The following is a 25,203-nucleotide window of genomic DNA, read 5'->3' as shown; positions in this document are numbered from 1 at the left end:
GCGCCCGGCTCGGGCTCAGCGCACGTGGTGCGCGAGGTACTCCTTCACGTGGCCCAGCTCCTGGGGGCTGATCGCGTGGCCCAGGCCCGCGTAGACCACCTTGGTCAGGTCGGTGTTCGCGGTCAGCCACGCGTGGGACTCCTCGACACGGTGCTCGGAGATGATCGGGTCGGCCTGACCGCGGCCCCAGAAGACCTTCGGCTTCGCCGCGGCGACGGTCTCGTCCGCCGGGAACAGCCCCTCCAGGCCCGCCTCCGCGTGCCGCGGGTCCACCACGAATCCGGACAGGGCGACGGTGCACACGTAGGCCTCGGGGTCGAGCCGCAGCAGAGACGTGGCCATGGCCATGCCCTGCGAGAAGCCGAGCAGGGACACGGTGCGGAACCCCGGACGAACCTCACGGACCCACGCGTCCAGTGCCTCGACCGCGGACCGGACTGCGCCGGCGTCGGCGCCGATCTCCCCGGTGACGGGGTCCTGGGAGAGCGGGAACCAGGCGGCCCCGCCGGTGGACAGCGCCAGCGGGGCGCGCACGGACACCGCGGTGAGGTGCTCCGGCAGGTGCGCGGCGACACCGACGAGGTCGTGCTCGTCGGCGCCGTAGCCGTGCAGCAGGATCAGCAGGTCGTCGGTCCATTCGCCCTCCGGGCGGGACCAGCGGACGGTGGACGGGGCGGGGGCGGAGGAGGTCTCGGTCACGGCGACACCCTACTGGTCGTCTCCCCTGGCCCCGGGGGCACAGGACGGGCACAATGGATCAATGTGAGTGAGACAACCGGTATCGACAACTTCTCCGCCACCGCCCTCGGACAGCCCTGGCGCCGCTTCGTGGCCCTCGGCGACTCCTTCACGGAGGGGATCGGCGATCCCGACCCCACCCCGGAGAACCCCGACTACCACCGCGGCTGGGCCGACCGCGTGGCGGAGGAGCTCTCCCGGCTCACTCCGGCCGGCGAGCCCTTCTCCTACGCCAACCTCGCGGTGCGCGGCCGCCTGATCGACGAGATCGCCGCCGGCCAGGTGGATCCCGCCGTGGCGCTCGAACCGGACCTGATCAGCATCTGCGCCGGCGGCAACGACATCCTCCGCCGCGCCGACCCGGACGACGTCGCCCTGCGCCTCGACGACGCCGTCGCCCGCCTGGCCGAGAGCGGCGCCACGATCCTGCTGTTCAACGTCACGGACATCCGGGACACCCCCGTGCTGGGGCGGATCCGCGGACGCGTGGCGATCTTCAACGAGAACATCCGCACCGTGGCCGCCCGCCATGGGGCGCTCGTGCCGGACATGTGGTCCCTCAAGGAGCTCTCCCGCCCGGAGATGTGGGCCGAGGACCGCCTGCACTTCTCCCCCGCCGGGCACCACACCATCGCGGCCATGGTCCTGGAGACGCTCGGCGTCGAGCACGATCTCGACCCGTTCGTCCCCCGCCCCTCCGTCGAGCGCACGTGGAGCCAGGCGCGCGTCTCGGACGTGCGGTGGGCGCGCACGCACCTCGCCCCGTGGGTGGGCCGCCGGCTGCGCGGCGTCTCCTCAGGGGACGGGATCGAGGCGAAGCGGCCGCTGCCCGCGCCGCTGTTCGGGGCGGACATGCCCCACGGCTCCGACCACACGGAGGACGCCCGGGACTGACCCGGGACGACCTCGGCCCCGGCGCGGCAGGTCCGCACGCCGGCCCCGGGCCTCACAGCTCGAGCGCGGCCTTCAGCTCCTCCGCCACCTGCGCGTACTCGGTGAGGAACCCGTCGTGGCCGATCGGCGAGGCGATCGTGTGCACCGGCACCTCCCCGGGGAGCAGGCTCGCCAGCCGCTCCGACTCGGCCGGGAAGTACAGCCGATCCGAGTCGACGGCGGCCACGAACGCCCGCCCCGGGTACCCCGCGAGCGCGGCCTCGACCCCGCCCCGGCCGCGCCCGACGTCGTGGCTCATGAGCGCCTCCGTGAGGGTGACGTAGGAGCCGGCGTCGAACCGGTCCACGAGCTTGGCGGCCTGGTGGTCCAGGTAGGACTCCACCTGGTAACGGCCCGCCCGCGGCCCGGCGACGGTGCCGAACGGGTCCTCGGCGCCCTGGGCGGCGCGGCCGAACCGGCCCTCCAGCTCCGCCGCGGACCGGTAGGTCGTGTGCGCGATGCGCCGGGCGATGCCGAGCCCTCTCACGGGGCCGGGCCCCGGGTGGTAGTCGCCCCCGGCCCAGTCCGGGTCCAGGCGGACGGCCTGGGTCTGAGCCTGCGCCCAGGCGATCTGCTCGGCGGAGGAGCACGCGGTGGACGCCAGCACGGCCATCCCGCGGACCATGTCCGCGTGGGTCACGGCCCACTCGATCGCCCGGGCCCCGCCCATCGAGCCGCCGATCACGGCCTGCCACGCGGTGACGCCGAGGTGCTCGGCGAGCCGCCGCTCCGTCTCGACGGCGTCGCGCAGGGTGACGAACGGGAAGCGGCTGCCCCAGGGTGCCCCGTCCGGGGCCGGCGAGGACGGGCCAGTCGAGCCGTCGCAGCCGCCGAGCATGTTCGGGGCCACCACGAACCACCGGTCCGTGTCCACGGCACGGCCGGGGCCCACGAGCTCCTCCCACCAGCCCGGGGAGGGGTCCTCGCGGTGGGAGGCCACATGCGCGTCCCCGGTGAGGGCGTGCAGCACGAGCACGGCGTTGGTCCCGTCCGCGTCCAGGGCGCCCCACGTCTCGTAGGCCAGCCGCACCTCCGGCAGGTGCCCGCCGGTCTCGGTGCGCAGCTCCCCCACGGAGACGGTGCCCCGCGTCCCGTGCGGCAGGCGCGGGGCACGGGGCGCCGGAGCCGGCGCCGGGGCCGGGCGCGTCATCGTCGTGGTCATCGCCGGCCTCCACCCTGGCCCTGGGCGTCGACGGCGCGGCCGGCGGCGAGGAAGCCGCGCTCCAGGTCGGCGAGGACGTCGTCGAGGTCCTCCACGCCCAGGGACAGCCGCACCAGTCCCGGGGTGACGCCGGCGGCGCGCTGCTCGTCCTCGGTGAGCTGGGAGTGCGTGGTGGAGGCGGGGTGCACCACGAGCGAGCGGACGTCGCCGATGTTCGCCACGTGGTGGTGCAGCTCCAGCCCGTCCACGAACGCGGCACCCGCGGCCGCGCCGCCGGCGATCTCGAAGGAGACGAACGCGCACGCCCCGCGTGGCAGGTACCGCTGCGCGCGCTCGTGCCAGGGGCTGGACTCCAGGCCGGGGTGGGAGACGGACTCCACCTGCGGGTGCCCCTCGAGGTGGCGTGCCACCGCGAGCGCCGTCCCCACCTGGCGCTCCATGCGCAGGGACAGGGTCTCGAGCCCCAGGTTCACCAGGAACGCGTTGAACGGGGAGATGGCCGAGCCGTAGTCGCGCAGCAGCTGCACCCGCGCCTTGAGCACGAACGCCAGGTTCGCCCCCAGCGGGCTGCCCACGCCCAGGTCCCGGGCGTACACCACGCCGTGGTAGGACTCGTCCGGCTCGTTGAAGCCGGGGAACCGCTCGGGATCCTGGGCGTAGTCGAACCGGCCGGCGTCCACGATCACGCCTGCCATCGCGGCGGCATGCCCGCCGAGGTACTTCGTGGCCGAGTGCACGACGACGTCCGCGCCGTGCTCGATGGGCCGCACGAGGTACGGGGTGGTCAGGGTGCTGTCCACGATCAGCGGCACGCCGGCGTCGTGGGCGGCCTCGGCGACGGCGGCGATGTCCAAGACGTCCCCGCGGGGGTTGCCCACGGTCTCCCCGAAGAAGGCCTTGGTGTTCGGGCGCACGGCGGCGCGCCACTGCTCGGGGTCGTCCGGGTCCTGCACGAACGTGGTCTCCACGCCCACCTTGGCCAGGGTGTGCTTGAACAGGTTCTGCGTGCCGCCGTACAGCGAGGCGGAGGCGACGACGTGGTCCCCGGCGCCGGCCAGGTTGAGGATCGAGAACGTGGTGGCGGCCTGGCCTGAGGCCAGCAGCAGCGCGCCCACGCCGCCCTCGAGCGCGGCGATCTTGGCCTCCACGGCCTCCTGGGTGGGGTTGCCGATGCGGGTGTAGATGGGGCCGAGGTCCTTGAGCGCGAACCGGTCGGCCGCGACCTCCGCGGACGGGAAGTCGTACGAGGTGGTCTGGTAGAGCGGCAGGGCCGTGGCGCCGAAGGCGTGGGGCTCGCCGGTGCCCGCGTGGACCTGGGCGGTGGAGAAGCCCCAGTGAGAGGCGGCGTCGGTGGTCATGGCTGGTCCTCCTGAACGTGTCAGGGGCCGCGGACGTCCACCCCTGCGGCGCCGCCGGGCGGGCGTGCGCTGAGGGAGGGGACGCCGTGGGGCGGCCCGCGCTTGCCGGCACCCCGGGCGGGGGCCAGCCTGGTCGTCACCCGGGGCACCCCACCGCGGAAGGAGGGTTGCCGGTCAGCTCGCCGGGGCCTTGCGCTGACTCTCGTGACCGTGCCGCCATCGTAGCCGTCCCGGGGCGGTGAGAGGTCGGATCGCGACGCTCGGTGACCCGATTTCGTCACGTACGTCACACGCGGATACGCTTCGGCCACGGGGGGAGCGCCGCCGTCAAGACCCGGCCCGCACCCCCTGCTCGCACCAGGCCAGGACCTCGGAGAGCCGGGGAACCGAGAGGATCAGCGCTGTGAACACCTGCCGCATGGACCACGTCTCCTTCGCCGCCGGACCCGAGGGCCTCGACGCGACGGTGGAGCGGATCTCCGCCGCCCTCGGCGTCGAGCGGATCAAGGGCGGGGTGCACCCGCGCTTCGGGACGCATAACGTCCTGTTCCCCATGGCCAACCGCCAGTACCTCGAGGTCGTCGAGGCCCTGGACCACCCGGCCTCCCTGTCCGCCCCGTTCGGACAGCTCGTGCGCGCCCGCTCCGAGCAGGGCGGCGGCTGGATGAGCTGGGCCGTGTCCACATCGGACATCGGCCGCTTCGAGCGCCGCCTGGGGCGTGAGGCCGTCCCCGGCATCCGTCGCTTCCCGGACGGGCGCGAGCTCTCCTGGCGCCAGATCGGGGTGAAGGGCACCCTGGCCGACCCGCAGCTGCCGTTCATCATGCGCTGGGCGGACGGCCAGGAGGACATGCACCCCTCGCAGGCCGCACCGGCGCAGGCCGCGATCGAGAAGGTCGCCATCGCCGGCTCCCGGGACCGCCTCATCGAGTGGCTCGGCGGTGAGCAGGAGGGTGAGACGGACGGGGTCGCAGACGTCGACGTCCAGCACCTCGCCCCCTCGGGCACCCCGGGCATCGTCTCGGTGACCTTCACGACTCCCGCGGGCACCGTCACGCTCTGACCCCTCCCGTCCGCCCGCCCCTCAGCGGTGTGGGCGGTTCCGGGGCGAAACCTGGCTCTTTCCCGGAGTGACAGCACCAGGTTCCGCCCCGAGAGTGCCGCGGGGACGCCCTCACCCGCCGAAGAGTCCCGCCTCATGCAGCATGGGGTACGCCACGAACCCGGCGGCGTCCAGCAGGAAGTGGGCCAGGACCAGCGGCATGACCCGGCGCGTGCGCAGCAGCACGAGCGTGAACACCACCCCCATGAGCGCGTTGCCGATCCCCGGGCCCACGCCCTGGTACAGGTGGTACGCCCCGCGCAGCACCGCGAGGGCGACGACGACGGTCCCCGCCCGCACGGGCAGGTGCAGGCCGGCGTCGCTCACCCGGGGTGAGGCGAGGGCGGGGGCCGGATCCCGGTGCCGTCCGGCGGCACGCAGCTGCTGGAGCCACCCGAGCCGGTCGACGAGCCACGCCCCCACGATCACCTCCTCCACGAGCGCGTGCCGCGCGGCCGAGAGCAGCAGCACGGGGACGTGGTACCAGGTCTCGTCGAGGGCGTTGGCGACGATCGCCGTCGTGATCCCGGCGGCCCGGCCTGCGGCGTACACACCGAGGGTGCCGAGGCCGATCCCGAGGAACAGGGCGAGGCCCCAGACGAGGTCGCGGACGGGGTGGCGCAGGTCCAGGCCGAACGCCCGGAACGGGTTCCGCCCCCGCAGCCACGTCAGGTGCAGCACGAGCAGCACGGGCATCAGTGCGAAGCCGATGTCCAGGAGCTGGTAGGTGAGGTCGAAGCCGGGGCGCGGGCTGAGCGTCGGGTTCAGCACGGTGGTCTGCTCGCCGAGCGGGGCGCGGGTGGCCTTGTCGATCAGCTGGACGATCGCGTACACGGCGCTGCGGCCCAGGGACAGGCCCAGCACGATCGCGATCTCCCACCGGACCACGCGCGCGCTCGGGGCGGGGAGGGCCCGGGGAGCCGGGCGGGCAGCGGGGATGGAGGGGGCGGAGCCGGTCATGCCCGACAGTATCCCCTCCCCTCCTCTCCTCCCCCTCCCCCTCGCTTTCGAGCGCGAAATCGTCCCCTCAGGCCTCCGCCAGGGGCCTGGAAGCACCGATTCCGCGACCGAAAGTGGAGGGGTGGCCGGGCGCTAGCGTGGGGCCCATGACCTCCTCCCCCGCGGCATCCGAGCTCGAGCTGGTGACCGAGGCCCTGCGGCGCCTGCTGCCGGAGGTGACCGACGACGTCGCCGCCCGACTCCGCACCGCCGACTGGTCCGCCGGCCACGTGGTGGAGTCCGGGCAGTTCCACCGGGTGCTCGTGCTGGACGGCGTGGGAGTGCTGCGCATGACCCGGCCGAGCGAGGCCGGGGCGCCTGTGGGCGCGGCGTGGACGCTGGAGGACTCCCCGGCCGCGCACCTGCCCCGCCGCATGGCCCTGCTCGAGGCGCTCGCGGACGCGGGCCTGCCCTTCGCGGTGCCGCGCCCGCTCTCCGCGGTGGTCCGCCAGGACGACGACGCCGGCCGCCCCCTCGCCGCGGCCGTCGTCCAGGCGTTCGTGCCGGGGCAGCCGCACCCGCCCCACGAGGGCGACCCGACCGTCCTCCGCGGGATCGTGGACGCCCTCGACGCGGTGGACGTGACCGCACCGGGCGTCTCCGCGGGCCTGGGCCCGGCGTTCGCGTTCCGGGGTCCGTGGACCGCCGAGCGGGTGGAGCGTCTCGGGCGGCTGCGTGAGTCCCTGCCGGCCGAACATGCCGGAGCGCTCCCGGCGGACTGGGCCGGCGTCGTCGAGAGGATCGCGGCGGCCGTGACCGCGTGGGCCGCCGCGCCCCCGGACGGGCCCGCGCTGGTGCACGGCGACCTGGCCGGGCACAACATGCACTGGGTGCCCGCCCCGGACGGGGCGGACGTGCGGTGGGAGCTCTCCGGGATCCTGGACTGGGACCTCGCCCACGCCGGCGACGCCGCACGCAACGTGGCCTACCTGGGGATCTGGCACGGCGAGGGACGGATCGAGGCCATCGCCCGCACGCCCGCGGAGGCCCGGCGAGCCCGGGTCTGGCTGGGCGCCGCCGCCCTGGACTCCCTCGACGACGCCGCGGCCCGGCAGGAGATCACCGGGCGCGTGCCGCGCTGGGGTCGGCTGCTGCGCAAGGTGCTGCCGAGGATCGAGCGGGCGAGCGCGGCGCTGTGACCCACAACCGACGACGAGGGGCCACGTACCTTTCGCATCCGGGCTGGATTCCCACCATTCGTGGCCCCTCGACGAGGAAGGGGGCGGCTCAGCCCACCCCGAGCCGCTCCAGCACGATCTCCCGCACCCGGCCGGCGTCGGCCTGCCCGCGGGTGGCCTTCATGACCGGGCCGATCAGGGCGCCGACGGCGGCCATCTTGCCGCCCTGGATCTTCGCCACCACGTCCGGGTTGTCCGCGATGGCGGCGTCGACGGCAGCGGTGAGGGCGCCGTCGTCGGAGACCACCGCCAGCGAGCGGGCCTCGACGATCTCCTTCGGCGAACCCTCGCCCTCGGCCACGAAGCCGAGGACCTGCTTGGCGATCTTGTCGTTGATCGTCTTGGCCGCGATCAGCTCCTCGACCTCCACGACGTGGGCGGGGGTCACGCCGAGCTCGGCGACCTCCTTCTCCGCGACGTTGGCCAGGCGGGCGATCTCGCCCATCCACCACTTGCGGGCGGCGGCCGCGGAGGCGCCGGCCTCCACGGTCTCGGCGATCTGGTCCGCCACGCCGGCGTTGACCACGTCGCGGAACTCGGCGTCGGAGAAGCCCCACTCGCCCTTGAGCCGCCTGTTCCGCACGGCCGGCAGCTCGGGCAGCTCGGCGCGGACGCGCTCGATCCACGCGGCGTCCACGTGCACGGGCACGAGGTCCGGCTCGGGGAAGTAGCGGTAGTCGTCGGCGTCGGACTTCGGGCGGCCGGACGTGGTGGTCCGGGTGTCCTCGTGCCAGTGGCGGGTCTCCTGCGTCACGGTCCCGCCCGCGGCGAGCACGGCGGCCTGACGCTGGATCTCATGGGTGACGGCCTGCTGCACGGCGCGCGTGGAGCCCACGTTCTTCGTCTCGGTGCGCGTGCCGAAGCGGTCCGCGCCCTTCTCCATGAGGGACACGTTCGCGTCGCAGCGCACGTTGCCGTGCTCCATGCGGGCGTCCGAGATGCCGATGGCCTTGACGATGTCCCGGATCGCGGTGACGTAGGCGCGGGCCAGCTCGGGGGCCCGCGCGCCGGCGCCGACGATCGGCTTGGTGACGATCTCGATGAGCGGCACGCCGGCGCGGTTGTAGTCCACCAGCGACGCCGAGGCGCCCTGGATGCGGCCCGAGCCGCCCACGTGGGTGAGCTTGCCGGCATCGTCCTCGAGGTGCGCGCGCTCGATCTCCACGCGGAAGACCTCGCCGTCCTCCAGCTCGACGTCCAGGTGGCCGTCGAAGACGATCGGCTCGTCGTACTGGGAGGTCTGGAAGTTCTTCGGCGTGTCCGGGTAGAAGTAGTTCTTCCGCGCGAACCGGCAGGTCTCGGCGACCTGCGCGTCCAGGGCCACGCCCAGGTGGATCGCGTACTCCACGGCCTCGCGGTTGAGCACCGGCAGGGTGCCGGGCAGGCCGAGGTCGAGCGGGGTCACGTTGGTGTTCGGCTCGTCGCCGAACGCGTTGGGCGCCGAGGAGAAGATCTTCGTGGCCGTGTTCAGCTCCACGTGCACCTCGAAGCCCAACACGGGGTCGAAGCGCTCCATCGCCTCCGCGAAGTCCATGGTCTGCTCTGCGTGGCTCATGCCCGGCCTCCTGCCGTGGTCGCGGTGGTGGCGCGCTGCGCGCCCTTCTCCAGCTCGGGGGCCCCGGCCCACACCGGCCCGCCCCGGCGCTGGGCCACGAGGCGTTCGAGCGCGGCGCCGGCCTCGTACAGGCGGGCGTCCTCGCGCGCCGGCGCCATCAGCTGCAGGCCGTAGGGCAGCCCGTCGACGACGCCGCCCGGCACGGACATGCCCGGGATGCCGGCGAGGTTGGCCGGGATGGTGGCCAGGTCGTTGACGTACATGGTCATCGGGTCGTCCGTCTTGGCGCCCAGCTCGAACGCCGGGGTCGGCGCGGTGGGCGTGAGGATGACGTCCACCTGCTCGAAGGCGCGGGCGAAGTCCTCCTGCACGAGCGTGCGGACCTTCTGCGCGGAGCCGTAGTAGGCGTCGTAGTAGCCGGCGGACAGCGCGTAGGTGCCCAGGATGATGCGGCGCTTGACCTCGGCGCCGAAGCCGGCGGCGCGGGTGGCGCCCATGACCTGCTCGATCGTGCCGCCGCCGTCGGGCACCACGCGGTGGCCGTAGCGGACCCCGTCGAAGCGGGCCAGGTTGGAGGAGGCCTCCGAGGGCATGATCAGGTAGTACGCGCCGAGGGCGGCGTCGAAGCTCGGGCAGGAGACCTCCACGATCTCCGCGCCGGCCTCCCGCAGGGCCGCGACGTGCTCGTCGAAGCCGGCCCGGATGCCCGGGTGGAACGCCTCCGCCGGCAGGTCCGTCACGACGCCGACGCGCAGCCCCGCCAGGTCGCGGCCGCGGGCCGCGGCGGTCAGGTCCGCCGGCGCGTCGGCCAGGGACGTGGAGTCCAGCGGGTCGTGGCCGCCGATGACCTGCTGCAGCGCCGCGGCGTCGGCCACGGTGCGGGCGGCGGGGCCGATCTGGTCCAGCGAGGAGGCCATGGCGATCAGGCCGTAGCGGGAGACCGCGCCGTAGGTGGGCTTCACGCCGACCGTGCCGGTGAACGCGGCGGGCTCACGCACGGAGCCGCCGGTGTCCGAGCCGAGGGCGAAGGGGGCCAGGAAGGCGGCCACGGCGGCCGCCGACCCGCCGCCCGAGCCGCCGGGCACGCGGTCCCCGTCCCACGGGTTGCGGGTGATGCCGAACGCGGAGTGCTCGGTGGAGCCGCCCATCGCGAACTCGTCGAGGTTGGTCTTGCCCAGGATCGGCAGGCGGGCCTCGCGGAGGCGGGCCACCACCGTGGCGTCGTACGGGCTGAGCCAGCCCTCGAGCATGCGGGAGGCGGCCGTGGTCGGCTGGCCGCGCGTGACGATGTTGTCCTTCACGGCCACGGGCACACCGGCCAGCGGGTGCAGGGCGTCGGCCTCGGGGCCGCCGGCGGCGCGGATCGCGTCCACCTCGGCGGCGACGGCGAGGGCCTCGTCCGTGTTCACGTGGAGGTAGGCGCGCACGCCGCGGTCGCCGTCGGCGTCGGCGCGCACGTCGCCGTCGTGGGCCGCGATGCGGTCCAGGTGGGCCTGGACGAGCTCCACGGAGGTGGTGGTGCCGGCGCGCAGGCGCTCGGCCATCTGCAGCGCGGTGAGCCGGACGAGCTCGTCGGCGCCGAGGGTCGCGTTCACGTCGAACGTCTCGGTCATGGGGGTGCTCACTCTCCGTCCAGGATGGCGGGGACCTTGAACTGGCCGTCCTCGGAGTCCGGCGCCTGGTCGAGGGCCTCCTCCTGCGTGAGCATGCCGGCCGGCACGTCCTCGCGGAACACGTTCTCCAACGCGATGGGGTGGGACGTCGGCGTCACGTCGTCGCCCGCGGCGGCCTGGACCGCGGAGACGTGCTCCAGGATCTTCTCCAGGTCGCCGGACATCGTGTCCAGCTCCTCGTCGGTCATCCGGATGTGGGCCAGGCGAGCCAGATGCTCCACCTGATCCCGGGTGATCTCAGGCATGGATCTCCTCGTGTGACGGGTCGGGGCGGGGTGGACGACGCCGGCGCGGCGGCGGCCACATCGGGGTCGAGTCTAGTGCCGGGGCCTGGACGGCCGCCGTCACCGCTTCGAGGCGGGAGATCCACCCCACCGCGGCGCTCCGGGCCCGCATGACAGGGATTTCCCGCCCCGAATGGGGTCCCGGTGCCGATGTCCCGCCCGGGGTCAGTCCAGCGCGAGCCGGTAGACGAGGAACGGGCCGGTCTCGTCGGCCGGGTCGAGGTCCGGCACCACGTCCGCGAGGAGCCAGTCCCTCTCCGGGACGCGCACGAAGCCGGCGCGCTCGTACATCCGGTGGGCGTCGGTCATGGAGGGCATGGTGGTCAGCACGACGGCGTCCACGCCCTCCTCGGCGCGGACCCGCGCCACGATCTCGGCCAGCAGGGCGCCGCCCACCCCGCGGCGGTGGAACCGCGGGTGCACGGCGAGCATGCGGAACTCGTACTCCCCGTCGCCGGAGGTCTCGGCCAGGGGCGAGCCGGGCGGGGTGAGCACCACGGACCCGGCCACCTCGCCGTCGACCTCGGCCACGAGCACCTCCGCGCGGCCGGCCCGGTCGGCCACGTCCCTGAGGGTCTTCACGTAGGCGTCATCGGGGGCGATGTGGCCGCCGTCGACATAGGACGCCAGGGTGAGCTCGGCGACCGCCTCGTGGTCCTCGGGGCGCAGCGGGCGGACGAGGGGGCTCATGCGTCGCCTCCGGCGTGCTGGCGCAGCGTGTCCTTCAGGCGGGCGCGGGTCGCGTCCGTGGCCACGACGTAGTCGCGCCGGCGCAGCCAGGCGGTGGGCACGGCCTGGTGGGGGTGGCCGTCGCGCGCCTCGTGCAGCCCCTCGAGGGCGGCCGCCGCCTCCGGCTCCTGCCAGATGTTCACCCAATGCACGCGGTCCCGCTCCTCGGCGGTGAGGACCTTGAGCAGCGTCATGCAGTACTGGCAGCCCGGCCGCCAGAACACCACCACGCCGCCCGCGTCCAGCGTGCCCTGCGCCTGCGCGAAGGGCCGCAAGCGCACGCGGGTGGCGCGCAGGTACGGGAGCATCAGCAGGACCATCAGCACCGCGGACACGATCACGGCGACGTTCTGCCGTGCCGTGCCCCAGGCCGCGAACGCGATCCCCGCGCCGATGAAGACCGCCGGGTAGGCCCACGGGTGGCCGAGCAGGCGCCTCATGCGATCGCCTGCCTCGCGCGGGCCAGGGCGGACGCGTCCACGTCCCCGGCCACCATCCAGTCCGGGTGGGCGGCGCCGTCGCCGGAGGCGGGGCGGGTGACGGGCACGCCGGCCTCCTCCGCCACCAGCGCGCCGGCGGCCCAGTCGTACTCCTGCGTGCCGAACTCGGCGTACGCGTCCAGGGTGCCGTCCGCGACCATGCACAGGTCCAGGGCGGCCGAGCCGATCCGCCGCACGTCCCCGAAGCCCGGCAGCAGCTCCTCGAGGGCCGCCAGCTGCAGCCGACGCCGCTCCGGCTGGTAGCCGAAGCCGGTGGCCAGCAGGCGTCCCGAGCGGCCCGGCACGGGGCCCGTCAGCCGCACCGGCTCCGCCCGGTCCGGGGCGTGGACGCCGGCGGTGGAGGCGTCCACGGTGCTGAACGCCCCGCCGTCGGCAGACGCGTACCAGGTCCGCCCCAGCCCCGGCGCGACGACGGCGCCCGCCAGCCAACGCCCCTCGCCGCGGGCGTCCGGTCCCCACACGGCCACCGAGGTGCAGAACTGCGGCAGGCCGCGGATGAAGTTGGTGGTGCCGTCCAGCGGGTCGATGGACCACCGGAACCCGGAGGGCTCGGCCGGGACGGTGGCCCCGTGCTCCTCGCCCGTGATCTCGTCCTGCGGCCGGTAGGCCGTGAGCACGCGGCGCACGGCGTCCTCGGCGCGGCGGTCGTAGTCGGTGACCCAGTCCGACCCGGAGGACTTCGTGTCCGCGCCGAGCTGGCCCGGCGTCAGCGGCACCGCCGGGTGGTGGTCGGCCCAGCGCTCGCCGAGCACGTCCGCGCCGGCGCGCGCGGCGGCCTTGGCCACCACCAGCAGCCCGGCCGGCGTCGTCCCGGCGGCGCTCACGCCTGCTCCTCCGCGGCCGACGCGGCGTCCTCGGGGGCGTCCGGGCCGTCCTCCGCCTCGGCGTCCTCGTCCTCCCCGCCGAACGCCGCGGGTCCCTCGGCCAGCAGCCGCACGAACCCGGCCTCGTCCAGCACGGGCACCCCGAGCTGCTCGGCCTTGTCCAGCTTGGAGCCGGCGGACTCCCCCGCCACCAGGAAGTGGGTCTTCCGGGACACGGAGCCGGACGCCTTGCCCCCGCGCACCAGGATGGCCTCCTTCGCGGAGTCGCGGGAGAAGCCCTCGAGCGAGCCGGTGACCACCACCGTGACGCCCTCGAGGGTGCGCGGGACGGACTCGTCCCGCTCGTCCTCCATGCGCACCCCGGCCGCGGCCCAGCGGTCCACGATCTCGCGGTGCCAGTCCTGGGCGAACCACTCGATGAGCGCGTCGGCGATGGTCGGCCCCACGCCGTCGATCTCCGCGAGCCGCTCCCGTTCGCCGCCCTCGGCCGCCGCCCGCAGGGCCGTCATGGAGCCGAACGCGGTGGCCAGGGAGCGGGCCGCCGTCGGGCCGACATGCCGGATGGACAGCGCCACGAGCACCCGCCACAGCGGCTGGGACTTCGCCTTCTCCAGCTCGTCGAACAGGCGCTGCGTGTTCGCCGTGGGCGCCGAGGGCCGCTTCGCGGTGCCCGCGGTGAAGAAGTAGGGCTTGAGGGTCCAGGCGCCGGACGGGACCATCCGCCCGCCCACCTTGGTCCGGCCCTCGCGCCACACACGGACCTCGCCGAGTGCGCGCTGGGCGTCCGTCAGCCCGTCCTCCCCGCGTGGGCCCGTGATCTCCTCGGGCGTGCCGGAGGCCAGGTCGAACAGCTGGGCCTCGGCCGTGATCGGCCCGGCACCCTCGGGCACCACGCGCCCCTCGTTCTCCGCCGGATCCGGACCGGGGCCGTTCACCAGCCAGCGGGCGGCCTCCTCGCCGAGCGCCTCGACGTCGAACGCGCCTCGGCCGGCCAGGTGCTCCACCCGCCCGGCCAGCTGGGCGGGGCAGCTGCGCGCGTTGGGGCAGCGCAGGTCCACGTCCCCCTCCTTGGCCGGGGCCAACGGGGTGTCACAGGAGGGGCACTCGGACGGCATGACGAACTCGCGCAGCTCCACGCCCTCGGCCCGCAGCCTCTCGCGCATCGGCAGCACCGGGCCCACCACCTCCGGGATGATGTCCCCGGCTTTGCGCAGCACCACGATGTCCCCGATCAGCACGTCCTTGGCCTTGACCACGTCCTGGTTGTGGAGGGTGGCCATGCCCACGGTGGACCCGGCCACTCGGGCGGGCTCCATGATGGCGAACGGGGTGACGCGGCCGGTGCGGCCCACCGAGACCGTGATGTCCAGCAGCCGGGTGTGCACCTCCTCCGGCGGGTACTTGTACGCCGCGGCCCAGCGCGGTACGCGGGAGGTGTGCCCCAGGTAGCGCTGGTCGGCGAACGCGTCCGCCTTCAGCACGATCCCGTCGATCTCGTGGACCAGGCGGTGCCTTTTCTGGCCGTACTCCTCGATCACCGCGACGACGTCGGCCAGCGCCGCCTCGTCCGCGCCCGCCACCACGCGGGTGTAGGGGCTCACGGGCAGACCCCAGCCGGCCAGCGCCGCGTAGGCCTCCTCCTGCGAGTCCAGCCCGAACGCCTCCACCGAGCCGATGCCGTGGACGAACATGCTCAGGGGACGCTGCGCGGTGACGGCCGGGTCCTTCTGGCGCAGCGCGCCGGCGGCGGCGTTGCGCGGGTTCGCGAAGGGCGGCAGTCCCTCCTCCGCGCGCCGCTCGTTGAGCTCGGCGAACGCCTGCGAGGGCATGAACACCTCGCCGCGCACCTCGAACTCCTCGGGCCAGCCCTCCCCGGACAGCCGCTGGGGCACGTCCTGGATGGTCATGACGTTGCGGGTCACATCCTCGCCCGTGACGCCGTCGCCGCGGGTGGCCGCCTGCACCAGGCGCCCGCCGCGGTACCGCAGGGCCACCGCGAGCCCGTCGATCTTGACCTCCACGAGCCACCGCGGGACCCGCCCCGGGCGCACCTCGGTCAGCGCGCCGGCGGCCCGCAGGAACCAGGCCTCGAGCTCCTCCGGGGAGAACAGGTCCTCGAGCGAGTACATGCGTGCGCCATGGGTGACGGGGGCGAACGCCTCGGAGGCCTCGCCGCCGACCTCCTGGGTGGGCGAGTCGTTCGACACCAGCTCGGGGTGCAGCGACTCGATGTCCTCGAGCTCGCGGTAGAGCCGGTCGTACTCGGCGTCGGAGAGCTCGGGGGCGTCGTGCTGGTAGTAGGCCACGCGCGCGGCACGCACCTGCTCCACGAGCGCGTCGTAGCGCTCGCGCAGGCCCTGCTCGGGGATCTGCTCCTGGGTGGGGACGTGGTCGTCGGGGCCCTCGGCCGGGGCGCGGTCTGCGGTGCTCACCGGGTCAGCCTAGCGGCGGCCCCGGTCACGGCATCAGGGCCCGGGGAAGCCGATCAGCACCACGGTGACGTTGTCCCGGCCGCCACGCCACAGCGCGGCCCCCACGAGACGCTCGGCGGCCGCGGAGAGCGATCCGGCGTCGTCGAGGATCTCGCGGATCTCCTCGTCCAGGAGCTCGCCGGTCAGGCCGTCGCTGCACAGCAGGACGCGGTCCCCGGGGGCGAGGTCGATCTCGGCCACGTCCACCGTGAGGGCGTGGCTCGAGCCCAGGGCGCGGGTGATGACGTTGCGGCGCGGGTGCACGCGTGCCTCCGCCGGCGTCAGCTCGCCGGCCGCCACCATCATCTGCACCGCGGAGTGGTCCACGGTCAGCTGCTGGAGCACGGGAGCGCCCACGGGACGCAGGTAGGCGCGCGAGTCGCCCACGTTGGCGATCGCCCAGCGGCCGCGCTCCGCGTCCAGGCAGGCCAGGGCGGTGAGGGTGGTGCCGGAGCGGCCCCCGCCGGCCTCGATCACGGCCGCGTTGGCCTCGTGGACCAGGGCCCCGAACTCCTGGGGCGTGTGCGCCGTGCCCGGGGCGAGGACCTCCGGCGCACGCCGCTCGAGCAGCTCGACCGCGGCGGCCGAGGCCACCTCTCCGGCCTCGTGACCGCCCATGCCGTCCGCCACGGCGGCCAGCAGCAGCGGATCGCCGACGACGGCCCAGGAGTCCTCGTTCAGCTCCCGGACGGCTCCCACGTGGGTCACCGCCACCGCCTCGGGCTGCGCGGACGTGCCCGCGCCGGTGGTCGGCTGCTCGCTCATGGAACCTCGGGTTCAGTCGGTGATCAGGGGCTGCGCCGAGCCGTTCATGAGGAGGGAGGGGCGGACCTCTCCGAACCCCCGGACGATCCGCGGCGGCTGCGGGACGAGCACGAAGCGCTCGTCCTCGGAGAGGGCGGCCGCGGTCATGGCGTCCACGAGCACGGTACCCGGATCCGCCAGGGACGTCAGCCGGGAGGCCAGGTTCACGGTGGGCCCGTAGATGTCCCCCAGGCGGGAGAGCACGCGCCCCCACGCCAGGGACACCCGGGCCGAGGGCAGCTCCCTGTCCGCCGCCATGGCGTCGGAGAGCGCCAGCGCGATCTCCGCTCCGGCCTCCGGGGTCTCCGCGTTGAACAGCACCTCGTCCCCGACCGTCTTCACGAGCCAGCCGCCGCCGGCCGCGATGATCTCCGCGGCCTTGGACTCGAACCGCTGCACCATGCGGGCCAGCGTCCGCTCGCCCATGGTCCGGGACAGAGTGGTGTAGGAGACCATGTCCGCGAACCCCACCGCACGGGCGAGCGGGAGCGGCGCGTCGTCCTCGGAGCCGTCCCGGCCCTGCTCGGACGCCGCCAGCCCCGCCTCCACGCGCACCGTCAGGCGCTGCACGGCGTTGTTGAGCTGGCGGCGGTACACCACCTGCATCACCTTCTCGAGCGGGCTGATGATCTCCGGCAGGAGGTCGACGGCGGCGCGGCGGGCCTCCGGGTCCGTCCGGCCCTCCGAGGAGATCTGGTCCTCCACCAGCGCCTCGATCTGCCAGACCACCATGCGGTCCGTCATCTGGCCCACGGAGCGGGCCAGGGACACGGCCGTGTCCTCGTTGAGGATGCCCTCGCGGACCAGCTGGAGGACGGCGTCGAAGGCATCCAGGTCCTCCTCGGAGAACACGGTCTCCTCATCCGGCACGTCCGGGTAGCCCAGGGCCCGGGAGATGCGGCGGGCGGCGCCGGCGGTGACGCCGAGGCGGCGGGCCGCCTCCCGGCGGGAGATGGCGCGCGGTCCCACCACGAGGCCCGCGTCGAGGGTGCGCATGGCGCTCGTCCAGCCGGGCTGGGTGACGGGGGCGGGCGTGCGGCGGGGACGCCCGGCGGCGGCGCGGGGGCCGTCCGGCGAGGGCACCACGGGCAGGGGCGCGGTGGCGGGGGTCGCCGGGTCGGGGCGGTGGCGGGTCATCGGGGTCCTCCCCCCAGGTCGGCGGCAGGCCGGGAGACGGTCCGGGCCCGGCGGGTGGCCTCGGCGAGCAGCTCCTCGAAGCGGGCGGCCTCGGGGACATCGGTGAGGCGCCAGTACACCTGCCGGATCGGGTCCTGGAACAGGACCAGCAGGTCGCCGGCGCCCGCGCCGCGGCCGCGGCGCTCCACGTCCGCGATGGCCACCAGCGGCATGGCGCCGTCCGGACCGCCGCCGAGGCCCGTGCGGCGGATCAGGCGTGCGGTGGTGAGCACGGTGCGGCCCGTCAGCCAGCGCAGCAGGGGACGGAGCGTGCCCAGCAGGACGGCCAGCGCGGCCGCGGCCCACAGGAGGGTGTCCAGCCACGGGGCGGCCCGGTCCACGACGCCGGGCAGGTCCGGGCGGGCCAGTACGCCCCGCGCCAGGCCGAGCAGGAAGGCGGTGGCCACCAGGGCGGAGGCGGCGCCGAGGAGCGCGCGGGGATGGCGGCGCGTGCGCACCACCACCTGCTCGCCGGGCTCCAGCCGCATCCTCGCCCACCTCCGGACTGTCCATGCCGGGCGCCCGCCGGGCGTCACCGGCCCCGGCGCACGTCACCCCTCAGGTGGACCACGTCGCCGGCGCTGATCTCGGTCTCCAGTGTCTCACGGCCCCCGGCGGCGGTCCTGACCCGCAGGACCCCTCCGGGGCCCAGTCCCACGGCCTCCCCCTCGAGCGCCGTGCCGTCCGGCAGCTCGGCCCGCACGGACCGACCGGGCGTGCTCAGCCGGGCCGCCACGGGGACCACGGCGAGGTGGGTCCCGTCCACGGGGTCGGCCACGCCGTCCAGTGCCGCGGCGAACGCGTCCGCGGCGGTCACGACGGCGGCGAGCAGCTCCTCCGCGAGGGCCTGCGGCGAGGGCACGGCGGCGGCCGGGACCCAGTCGGCGAGTGCGGTGGCGGTGGCGGCCGGGGGCCCGGCCGGGAAGGCCAGGTTCACGCCCGTGCCCACCACGACGCCGCCGCCCGGGGCCACGGTGGCCAGCACGCCGCACAGCTTGCGGCCGTCCTCGGCGAGGACGTCGTTGGGCCACTTCACATGCGTCGGGGCGCCCCGCTCCGCCAGGAGCCCGGCCACCGCCGACGCCGCCACGAGGGAGAGCCAGCTCCAGTGGGCCGGGGCCAGCGGGCCGGAGGGCCCGGCCGGGCGCAGCAGCACGGACAGCGCCAGGGAGCTCCCGGGCGGGGCCGCCCAGACCCGGCCGTGGCGGCCGCGCCCCGAGCGCTGGTCCGCCGTGGCGAGCGCGTCACCGTGGGCGGGGGCCGGCGTCGTGCCCTCCGTCCTGGACGGGCCCGCCGGCCCGTTCAGCAGGCGCAGCAGGGCGTCCTGTGTGGAGTCCACCGTGTCCAGCCATGTGAGTCGTCCCATTCCTTCAGGTATAGCCGACGTCGGACCGCGCCGCCCGGCCACCCCTCCGGACCCTGCGGCGCACGCGTATCCTCGGGCCGTCCCCGGGTGTCCGCGCGGGGGTTGGACGAGCGGAAGCAGGTGCCCCGTGGAGGAGACCGTCCAGGCCGTGATCGGCGTCGTGATCCTGGTGGTGGAGTCGCTGGGAGCGGCCGCCGTGACGGTGGGCGCCGTGGCCGACGTGGGACATGATCGGGCGCCTGGCGGCCATCGCCGCCATCCGGACGGCGCTCAACCACTTCCTCGCCAAGGAGATCGCCGAGCAGCAGGAGGTCATGGCCCGGGGCGAGGACGTCCTGCCCGCCCGCCCCGCGCGCCGTCGGGCCGCGCGCGTAGACTGACGGCCGCACCCGACCGCCGCATCAGAGCCCCGCGGCGGGCCCGCCCGGGCCTGTCCGCCGCCCCCGCCCCGAGGAGTCCCGCGTGACCGACCCCGACCTCAGCACCACCGCCGGCCGGCTGGCCGATCTGCAGCGCCGGCTCGAGGCCACGGCGGCCCCCGGGGGTGAGGCCGCCGTGCAGCGCCAGCACTCCCGCGGCAAGCACACCGCCCGCGAGCGAGTGGAGCTGCTGCTGGACGAGGGCTCGTTCGTAGAGCTGGACGCCCTCTCCACGCACCGCACCACGGCCTTCGGCATGGACGCCAAGCACCCGGCCGGCGACGGCGTCGTCGCCGGCTTCGGCACGGTGGACGGCCGCCAGGTGGCCGTCTACTCCCAGGACTTCACCGTGTTCGGCGGCTCGCTGTCCGAGCGCAACGGCCAGAAGATCGTGAAGGTCCAGGAGTTCGCCGCGCGCAACGGCTGCCCCGTGATCGGCATCCTCGACGGCGGCGGCGCGCGCATCCAGGAGGGGGTGGCCTCCCTGGCGCAGTTCGCGGACATCTTCCGGAACAACGTCCTGGCCTCCGGGATGGTCCCGCAGATCTCGCTGATCATGGGCCCGTCCGCGGGCGGCGCGGCGTACTCGCCGGCGCTGACGGACGTCGTGGTGATGGTGGACCAGACCTCGCACATGTTCATCACCGGGCCGGACGTGATCAAGACCGTCACGGGCGAGGACGTGGACATGGAGACCCTCGGCGGGGCACGCAGCCACAACGCCACCTCCGGCACGGCGCACTACATGGCGACGTCGGAGGAGGACGCGATCGCCTACGTGCAGGATCTGCTGGAGTTCCTGCCCTCCAACAACCTCGCGGAGGCGCCGGCCTTCGAGCCGGCGTCCCTCGAGGTCACCGCGGAGGACGAGGCGCTGGACACGATCGTCCCGGACTCGGCGAACCAGCCGTACGACATGCTCGAGGTCGTCACCGCACTGGTGGACGACGGCCTGCTGCTGCAGCTGCAGGAGATGTACGCCCCCAACGTGATCACCGGCCTGGCCCGCATGGATGGGATGAGCGTGGGCGTGGTGGCGAACCAGCCGCAGCAGCTCGCCGGGACGCTGGACATCGCCGCCGCGGAGAAGGCCGCACGGTTCGTGCGGTTCTGCGACGCCTTCAACATCCCGATCCTCACCCTCGTGGACGTCCCCGGCTTCCTGCCCGGCACGGACCAGGAGTTCAACGGCATCATCCGCCGCGGCGCCAAGCTCATCTACGCGTACGCGGAGGCCTCGGTGCCGAAGCTCACCGTGATCACCCGCAAGGCGTTCGGCGGCGCGTACATCGTGATGGGCTCCAAGAAGCTCGGCGCTGACCTGAACCTGGCGTGGCCGTCGGCGCAGATCGGCGTGATGGGCCCGCAGGGCGCGGTCAACATCCTGTACCGCCGGGAGCTGCAGGCCGCCGCGGAGGCGGGCGAGGACGTGGAGGCCCGCCGCGCGCAGCTCGTGGCGGACTACGAGGCGGAGCTGCTCAACCCCTACCAGGCCGCGGACCTGGGCTACGTGGACGCGGTGGTCCCGCCGCGCCAGACCCGCGCGCAGCTCGTGCGCGCACTGCGGGCCACCCACCACAAGCGCGAGGCACGCCCCGCCAAGAAGCACGGGAACATGCCGCTGTGAGCGCCGCGCAGCACACCCCGCGCCCGGGCGGGGAGCAGGAGGAGCCCGATCCCGTCCGCCTCGACGGCGCCCAGCTCGAGCCCGAGGAGACGGCCGCCCTCACCGCAGTGCTGGCGCAGATGCGCGCCCAGAGCGGGGCGGCGGTCCCCGAGACGGGCAGGCAGGGCCGCATGCCCCGCCCGGACCGCACCCTCGTGCGCCGCGGCGACCTGGGCCTGTGGGCCCGGCCCGGCCAGGACCAGTGGCGCCGAGCCGTGGGGTGGAGATGAGCAATAGCACTAGGCCCTCCGGAAACGCTGGACGTACGGAGACGGTGGATGGCGGGGAATGGAACGGAGGTGTGGAGGGTCGTCGTTACGTTGTCAGGGCGCATCCGTGGGTTGCCGGAGCGGAAGGTGTGGTCTACGTGGCGAACGGCCTCGGAGCGCCGATCCGCCTCGCAGCCCCCACTCTCTGGGTGTGGGAGGAGCTGCAGCAGCCGCGCACGATCGAACAGGTGCACGCCGCCCTCTTGGACGAAACAGCGGACCCCGACCATGGACGCGCCCTCATTCTCAACCAAGTTCAGGCGCTCTTGTCCCACGGACTGGTGGACATCGTCAGCCCCTCGGGTGACTGACCATTCCCACCCCGGCGTCTGAGGTTTCCTCGGCCACACGGGTAGGGTGTTTCGCGTAGCCCCTGGCGGGTCGGCAAGATGCGCGAGAAGTGCCAACACGAGGCCGTCCCCCACTCTCGATCCGTTGACGAATGCCGAGGAATACCCGTGACCGTACCGCCCCACTTGGACGCTGCTCCTGACTCTTCGGTCTCTCTTAGGGATGTTCTACGGTTCGTCCGGCGCTACTGGCCCGCTCTGCTGGTCGCCCCTCTGGTGGGTGTCCTGGTCACAGCGCTCTGGGCCGCCGTTCAGACGCCTCGCTACACGTCCACGACGTCGGCGGTGGTCTCCATCGGAGCGGGTGAGAACATCGGAGTGGCACTGACCGCGGACAACTTGGCGAAGTCCAAGGCGCAGCAGTACGCCGAGCTGGGTGATTCGCGGGCGCTCGCAGAGTCGGTGGTTCAAGAGCTGTCCTTCTCACTGTCGGTGGAGGACGCCCTGGAGGCTACGGGGGTGGAGAGCACTCGCAACGGCGCCCTCCTCGAGATCAGCGCGGAGGAATCGACCGCGCAGCGCGCGCAGGAGCTGTCCCAGGCCTGGACCCAGGCCCTGGCCGAACGAGTGCAGGACCTCGAGTCCAGCGACACGGCACCTGGCTCATCCATCATCTCGGTCGAGATCCTCGCGGATGCCAACCTGCCCGCCTCTCCGTCGTGGCCGAACATCCCTCTCGTCCTGGCCCTGGGTGCCGGGACAGGCCTGCTCATCGGACTCGGCTACGCACTGGCTCGCCACCTCCTGGACAACCGGATCCGCTCTTCGGCCATGATCGAAGAACGCTACGGACTGTCCATCCTGGGCACGATCCCCCAGGTGGAGCGGTCCAAGAAGGACACAGCGGGTGCGCGGGCCCGAATCTTTGTCGACCAGCAGGCGGAGACACACAACCGTGCCACGTTCCGGACCACGGAGGCCTTCAAGGAGCTCCGCACCAACATCGACTTCCTGCGCCCTGACGACGCCCCTCAAGTGATCACGGTGACATCGGCTCACCCCGGCGAGGGCAAGTCGTCCATCGTGGCGAATCTGGCCGTGACCCTAGCTCAAGCAGGTCGAGATGTCGTCCTTATTGATGCCGACCTCCGTCGGCCGGTCCTCTCGGAGACCCTCGGCCTGGTGGGAGGCGTGGGTGTCACAGACGTGATGCTCGGGCAGGCCACGGTCGAGGAGGTCGCCCAGACCGTCGTCGGCCTGCCGAATCTGTCCTTCATCGGGGCGGGGCGGATTCCCCCCAACCCGTCAGAGATCCTCGGCTCTGACCGCTTCCATGACATGGTCCGCGGTCTTGCCGACAACGCGCTGGTTCTGATCGATGCTCCACCGCTCCTCCCCGTGACGGACGGCGCGATCCTTGCTCGTCGGTTCGACGGGTGCGTCCTCGTTGTCAGCGCCGGCCGGCCCACCGTCGACGAATTGGACAAGGCGATCTCGAACGTACAGAACATCGACGGCGACATTCTCGGTGTTATCCTCAACCGCGTCCCCGCTAGGGGCGCTGAGGCGGCCTCCTACCAGTACTACGGTCAGACCTACTACGGCCGCGAGGACCCCACGCCAACGCGCGAGCAGTGACCATGTCAGCTGCCGATTTCTCCGGTATGAGACCGCCGCCCGCTCCACTCCCCCTCGACGTCGCAGTCGACCTCGCCCATGCCCTGATCCAGCGCCACTGCGATGAGCTCGAGCTCCGGGTCCTCTTCCTGAAAGGTCCGGCAGCTCATCATCAGGGACTTCGTGGGCGCCGCATCTCCACCGACATCGATGCCTTCCTGACGGAAGAGGATGCCCACCGGCTGGAGAGGTCACTGCTGGGCACGGGATGGTCCACCCGACCCTCGGGCATGGAGGGAGTCGCATTAAAACATGCAGTGACACTCGTTCATGAGCACTGGCCGGTTGACATCGACATCCATCATCACATCCCGGGGGTCGCCCCCCTGCCCGGAGAGGTGTTCAACTCCCTCTGGGCGCGACATGACCATGTGGAGCTCGCGCACTGGCGTGTGGACGTCCCGGATCGCGTCGACCACGCCCTGATCCTGCTCCTGAACATCCTTCGGTCCGGCCCGCATGGTGGCTCCGACCCGCGCTTGGGCGTCCTGGCCGACGCCCTGGATGATGACGCGATGCGGACGCTCGACCGCCGGATCGCCGAGTTCGACTGCGGCCCACAGGTCGCCCCGTTCGTGAAGCGGCACGGACGAGGGCTGCTCACGCTCGACACCCGTGTGCCCGATCGCACCTGGCTCCTCTATCAACATCTGGACCAGCCGGCGCTGCTGTGGCTGGACGGGGTGGTCCGCGCTCCCTGGAGGCGGAAGCCCGCGCTCCTGCTGAACGCCGTGCACCCATCCCGGCACGTCCTGTCGGAAAGGAATCTCACTCTTATCGAGGCACCCCGCCGCGAGGTGTTCGCCGCGAGAACCAGGCGGCTGGTCCGGACCGTCGTGCACCTTCCTACGCTCCTGCGGACCTATCAGGTGATCCGCCGGTCATCCCGCGCGCGGGGAGAATGAGTCCTCTCGGGGCAACTCTGACCCGGCCGGTCCTAGGGTTCCTGCAACTCGTAGTGCTCCGGGACGAACGGCGGCTAGGTTCAGACCCGCCTTGTGAGCCACTGAGGAGCACTGAACAGCCACTGGACTCGCAGCAGCTGGCTGAGCCACAACAGCATGAGGGGTCCCCCGACACCGATGACGACGCCGATCAGCAGATGGAGTCCGACCTGGTCGACTCCCAGACGCAGGAGCACGATCCGCGCCGCCGCCATGAAGAGGACGTGCGCAATGAAGACCGCCATGGACCGCTGGCCGATGTACTGGAAAACCTCTGCCCTCCGATCGGCGCGAGCCAGCACACTCGACCAGAGGAGGACGGCGACGACACCCGCGGTCGCAGCGAGGACACCGAGCAGGACATTTACGGCAGTGCGTCCGGCAGCGCCTTCCGTGGGGGTCGTCGCACCGGTGAGGCTCACGAGGGCCAGCATGACGACCGTGGAGAAGACCGCCACGAGGACGGCGACAGGCAGGCTCATTCCCTTGAGGATTCCCAGGAGGCGGTCCCCCCGGACGATCAGGGCTACCCAGAAGAAGAACGCGAGTCCCAGACCCTGTGTCCCGATCACCGTGCCCCCGATGCCCCACATGACCAAAGACCCGAGGGTGACGAGCGTGAGCGAGGAAATGGCGCGGGCGGTGGACCGCCAGGGCTGGACTAGGGCGGACAGGATCATCATTAGGGCTATCCAGCCGAAGAACCAGTACTGCTCTGAGGGGATCCATAGCGTCAGGATTTCGGGCACCGACGTCGGGTGGTTGACCGCGGACGAGAGGGCTAGCTTCGTCCCGCCGCTGATGAAGGACCAGAGCACATAGATCCACAAGAACTCGGCATCCCGCTTCATGGCGTACCGCCATGCGCCGGCTCTGTTCATGCCCCGCTGTACGAACAGGCCTGCCGTAAAGGCGAACACGGAGAGATGGAACATGTAGAGGGAGCGGTCGACTACATTGAATAAGATCGAATCCCCGTCCAGGAGACCCGCAGAGGCCAAGCCTCGCCAAACATGCCCGGCAACAATCGCGATGATGGCAATGCTTTTGGCAATGTCGAGTGACATGTCTCTACGGGTCAACGCC

General features: G+C 73.2%; 25 protein-coding genes and 1 riboswitch. Of the genes, 9 read left to right on the top strand and 16 right to left on the bottom strand.

Features of this window, described 5'->3' with window-relative positions; genetic code table 11:
- Window positions 1–15: 15 nt before the first annotated feature.
- Window positions 16–699 (bottom strand): alpha/beta hydrolase, encoded by a 684-nt coding sequence (locus tag MA879_RS02325; RefSeq protein WP_248123049.1) that lies wholly within the window; start codon window positions 697–699, stop codon window positions 16–18.
- Between the two features lie 63 nt (window positions 700–762).
- Here MA879_RS02325 and MA879_RS02320 point away from each other — a divergent pair, with 63 nt between their 5' ends.
- A complete protein-coding gene (locus MA879_RS02320; RefSeq protein ID WP_248123048.1) occupies window positions 763–1,632 on the top strand; it encodes an SGNH/GDSL hydrolase family protein in 870 nt (289 codons plus the stop codon).
- Between the two features lie 52 nt (window positions 1,633–1,684).
- Here the strand turns inward: MA879_RS02320 and metX are convergent, their stop codons facing one another.
- A complete protein-coding gene (gene metX / locus MA879_RS02315) occupies window positions 1,685–2,833 on the bottom strand; it encodes a homoserine O-acetyltransferase MetX (protein WP_248123047.1) in 1,149 nt (382 codons plus the stop codon).
- Window positions 2,830–4,191, bottom strand: a complete 1,362-nt coding sequence (locus tag MA879_RS02310) for an O-acetylhomoserine aminocarboxypropyltransferase/cysteine synthase family protein (protein WP_248123046.1) — start codon at window positions 4,189–4,191, stop codon at window positions 2,830–2,832. Before MA879_RS02310 ends, metX begins: the two co-directional genes overlap by 4 nt.
- 93 nt (window positions 4,192–4,284) lie before the next feature.
- Window positions 4,285–4,401, bottom strand: a riboswitch (SAM riboswitch).
- Between the two features lie 193 nt (window positions 4,402–4,594).
- On the opposite strand from MA879_RS02310, the gene MA879_RS02305 reads away from it, so the two are divergent.
- On the top strand, window positions 4,595–5,254 hold the full coding sequence (locus tag MA879_RS02305; RefSeq protein WP_248123045.1) for a VOC family protein: 660 nt from the start codon (window positions 4,595–4,597) through the stop codon (window positions 5,252–5,254).
- 111 nt (window positions 5,255–5,365) lie between these two features.
- Here the strand turns inward: MA879_RS02305 and MA879_RS02300 are convergent, their stop codons facing one another.
- The gene (locus MA879_RS02300) at window positions 5,366–6,253 is read right to left on the bottom strand and encodes a CPBP family intramembrane glutamic endopeptidase (RefSeq protein ID WP_248123044.1); all 888 of its coding nucleotides are present in this window, start codon (window positions 6,251–6,253) and stop codon (window positions 5,366–5,368) included.
- A 146-nt stretch (window positions 6,254–6,399) separates the two neighbouring features.
- Here MA879_RS02300 and MA879_RS02295 point away from each other — a divergent pair, with 146 nt between their 5' ends.
- On the top strand, window positions 6,400–7,431 hold the full coding sequence (locus MA879_RS02295) for a phosphotransferase family protein (protein ID WP_248123043.1): 1,032 nt from the start codon (window positions 6,400–6,402) through the stop codon (window positions 7,429–7,431).
- Between the two features lie 88 nt (window positions 7,432–7,519).
- Here the strand turns inward: MA879_RS02295 and gatB are convergent, their stop codons facing one another.
- The 11 genes from gatB to MA879_RS02240 form a co-directional block, all read right to left on the bottom strand.
- Window positions 7,520–9,025 (bottom strand): Asp-tRNA(Asn)/Glu-tRNA(Gln) amidotransferase subunit GatB, encoded by a 1,506-nt coding sequence (gene gatB / locus MA879_RS02290; protein ID WP_248123042.1) that lies wholly within the window; start codon window positions 9,023–9,025, stop codon window positions 7,520–7,522.
- Window positions 9,022–10,638, bottom strand: coding sequence for an Asp-tRNA(Asn)/Glu-tRNA(Gln) amidotransferase subunit GatA (gene gatA, locus MA879_RS02285; RefSeq protein WP_248123041.1), 1,617 nt, complete (start codon window positions 10,636–10,638; stop codon window positions 9,022–9,024). Before gatA ends, gatB begins: the two co-directional genes overlap by 4 nt.
- A gap of 8 nt (window positions 10,639–10,646) precedes the next feature.
- Entirely contained in the window at window positions 10,647–10,943 is a 297-nt protein-coding gene (gene gatC, locus MA879_RS02280) for an Asp-tRNA(Asn)/Glu-tRNA(Gln) amidotransferase subunit GatC (RefSeq protein ID WP_002854348.1), read from the bottom strand.
- Between the two features lie 204 nt (window positions 10,944–11,147).
- A complete protein-coding gene (locus tag MA879_RS02275) occupies window positions 11,148–11,672 on the bottom strand; it encodes a GNAT family N-acetyltransferase (protein ID WP_248123039.1) in 525 nt (174 codons plus the stop codon).
- Entirely contained in the window at window positions 11,669–12,151 is a 483-nt protein-coding gene (locus tag MA879_RS02270) for a thioredoxin family protein (RefSeq protein ID WP_248123038.1), read from the bottom strand. Before MA879_RS02270 ends, MA879_RS02275 begins: the two co-directional genes overlap by 4 nt.
- Window positions 12,148–13,035: an inositol monophosphatase family protein gene (locus MA879_RS02265; RefSeq protein ID WP_248123036.1), complete on the bottom strand. Its 888-nt coding sequence runs from the start codon at window positions 13,033–13,035 to the stop codon at window positions 12,148–12,150. Before MA879_RS02265 ends, MA879_RS02270 begins: the two co-directional genes overlap by 4 nt.
- On the bottom strand, window positions 13,032–15,467 hold the full coding sequence (gene ligA, locus MA879_RS02260) for an NAD-dependent DNA ligase LigA (protein WP_418001205.1): 2,436 nt from the start codon (window positions 15,465–15,467) through the stop codon (window positions 13,032–13,034). The genes MA879_RS02265 and ligA overlap by 4 nt, the downstream gene beginning before the upstream one ends.
- A 33-nt stretch (window positions 15,468–15,500) precedes the next feature.
- Window positions 15,501–16,271 carry a PP2C family protein-serine/threonine phosphatase gene (locus MA879_RS02255; protein WP_248123035.1) on the bottom strand — a complete coding sequence of 257 codons (771 nt, stop codon included), beginning with the start codon at window positions 16,269–16,271 and terminating at the stop codon, window positions 15,501–15,503.
- 12 nt (window positions 16,272–16,283) lie between these two features.
- The gene (locus MA879_RS02250; protein WP_248123034.1) at window positions 16,284–17,447 is read right to left on the bottom strand and encodes an adenylate/guanylate cyclase domain-containing protein; all 1,164 of its coding nucleotides are present in this window, start codon (window positions 17,445–17,447) and stop codon (window positions 16,284–16,286) included.
- Entirely contained in the window at window positions 17,444–17,974 is a 531-nt protein-coding gene (locus tag MA879_RS02245; protein ID WP_248123032.1) for a PH domain-containing protein, read from the bottom strand. The genes MA879_RS02250 and MA879_RS02245 overlap by 4 nt, the downstream gene beginning before the upstream one ends.
- A gap of 44 nt (window positions 17,975–18,018) precedes the next feature.
- Window positions 18,019–18,852, bottom strand: coding sequence for a biotin--[acetyl-CoA-carboxylase] ligase (locus tag MA879_RS02240; protein ID WP_248123031.1), 834 nt, complete (start codon window positions 18,850–18,852; stop codon window positions 18,019–18,021).
- 227 nt (window positions 18,853–19,079) lie between these two features.
- Between MA879_RS02240 and MA879_RS02235 the strand changes: the two genes are divergently transcribed.
- The 6 genes from MA879_RS02235 to MA879_RS02210 all read left to right on the top strand — a co-directional run bounded on the left by MA879_RS02235 (window position 19,080) and on the right by MA879_RS02210 (window position 24,078).
- Window positions 19,080–19,232: a DUF1622 domain-containing protein gene (locus tag MA879_RS02235; RefSeq protein WP_248123029.1), complete on the top strand. Its 153-nt coding sequence runs from the start codon at window positions 19,080–19,082 to the stop codon at window positions 19,230–19,232.
- Window positions 19,233–19,314: 82 nt separating this feature from the next.
- Window positions 19,315–20,898: an acyl-CoA carboxylase subunit beta gene (locus MA879_RS02230; RefSeq protein WP_248123028.1), complete on the top strand. Its 1,584-nt coding sequence runs from the start codon at window positions 19,315–19,317 to the stop codon at window positions 20,896–20,898.
- Window positions 20,895–21,167, top strand: coding sequence for a hypothetical protein (locus MA879_RS02225; protein WP_248123026.1), 273 nt, complete (start codon window positions 20,895–20,897; stop codon window positions 21,165–21,167). The genes MA879_RS02230 and MA879_RS02225 overlap by 4 nt, the downstream gene beginning before the upstream one ends.
- 188 nt (window positions 21,168–21,355) lie before the next feature.
- Complete coding sequence (locus tag MA879_RS02220; protein ID WP_248123025.1) at window positions 21,356–21,517, top strand: hypothetical protein; 162 nt, start codon at window positions 21,356–21,358, stop codon at window positions 21,515–21,517.
- 357 nt (window positions 21,518–21,874) lie between these two features.
- Entirely contained in the window at window positions 21,875–23,134 is a 1,260-nt protein-coding gene (locus MA879_RS02215) for a polysaccharide biosynthesis tyrosine autokinase (protein ID WP_248123023.1), read from the top strand.
- A gap of 2 nt (window positions 23,135–23,136) precedes the next feature.
- Window positions 23,137–24,078: a nucleotidyltransferase family protein gene (locus MA879_RS02210; RefSeq protein WP_248123022.1), complete on the top strand. Its 942-nt coding sequence runs from the start codon at window positions 23,137–23,139 to the stop codon at window positions 24,076–24,078.
- 80 nt (window positions 24,079–24,158) lie between these two features.
- Here the strand turns inward: MA879_RS02210 and MA879_RS02205 are convergent, their stop codons facing one another.
- Entirely contained in the window at window positions 24,159–25,184 is a 1,026-nt protein-coding gene (locus MA879_RS02205) for an acyltransferase family protein (RefSeq protein WP_248123020.1), read from the bottom strand.
- Between the last annotated feature and the right edge of the window lie 19 nt (window positions 25,185–25,203).

It is taken from the genome of Micrococcus lacusdianchii (assembly GCF_023155805.1).
Classification (GTDB): domain Bacteria; phylum Actinomycetota; class Actinomycetes; order Actinomycetales; family Micrococcaceae; genus Micrococcus; species Micrococcus lacusdianchii.
This window is presented reverse-complemented; position numbering and strand designations above follow the sequence as displayed.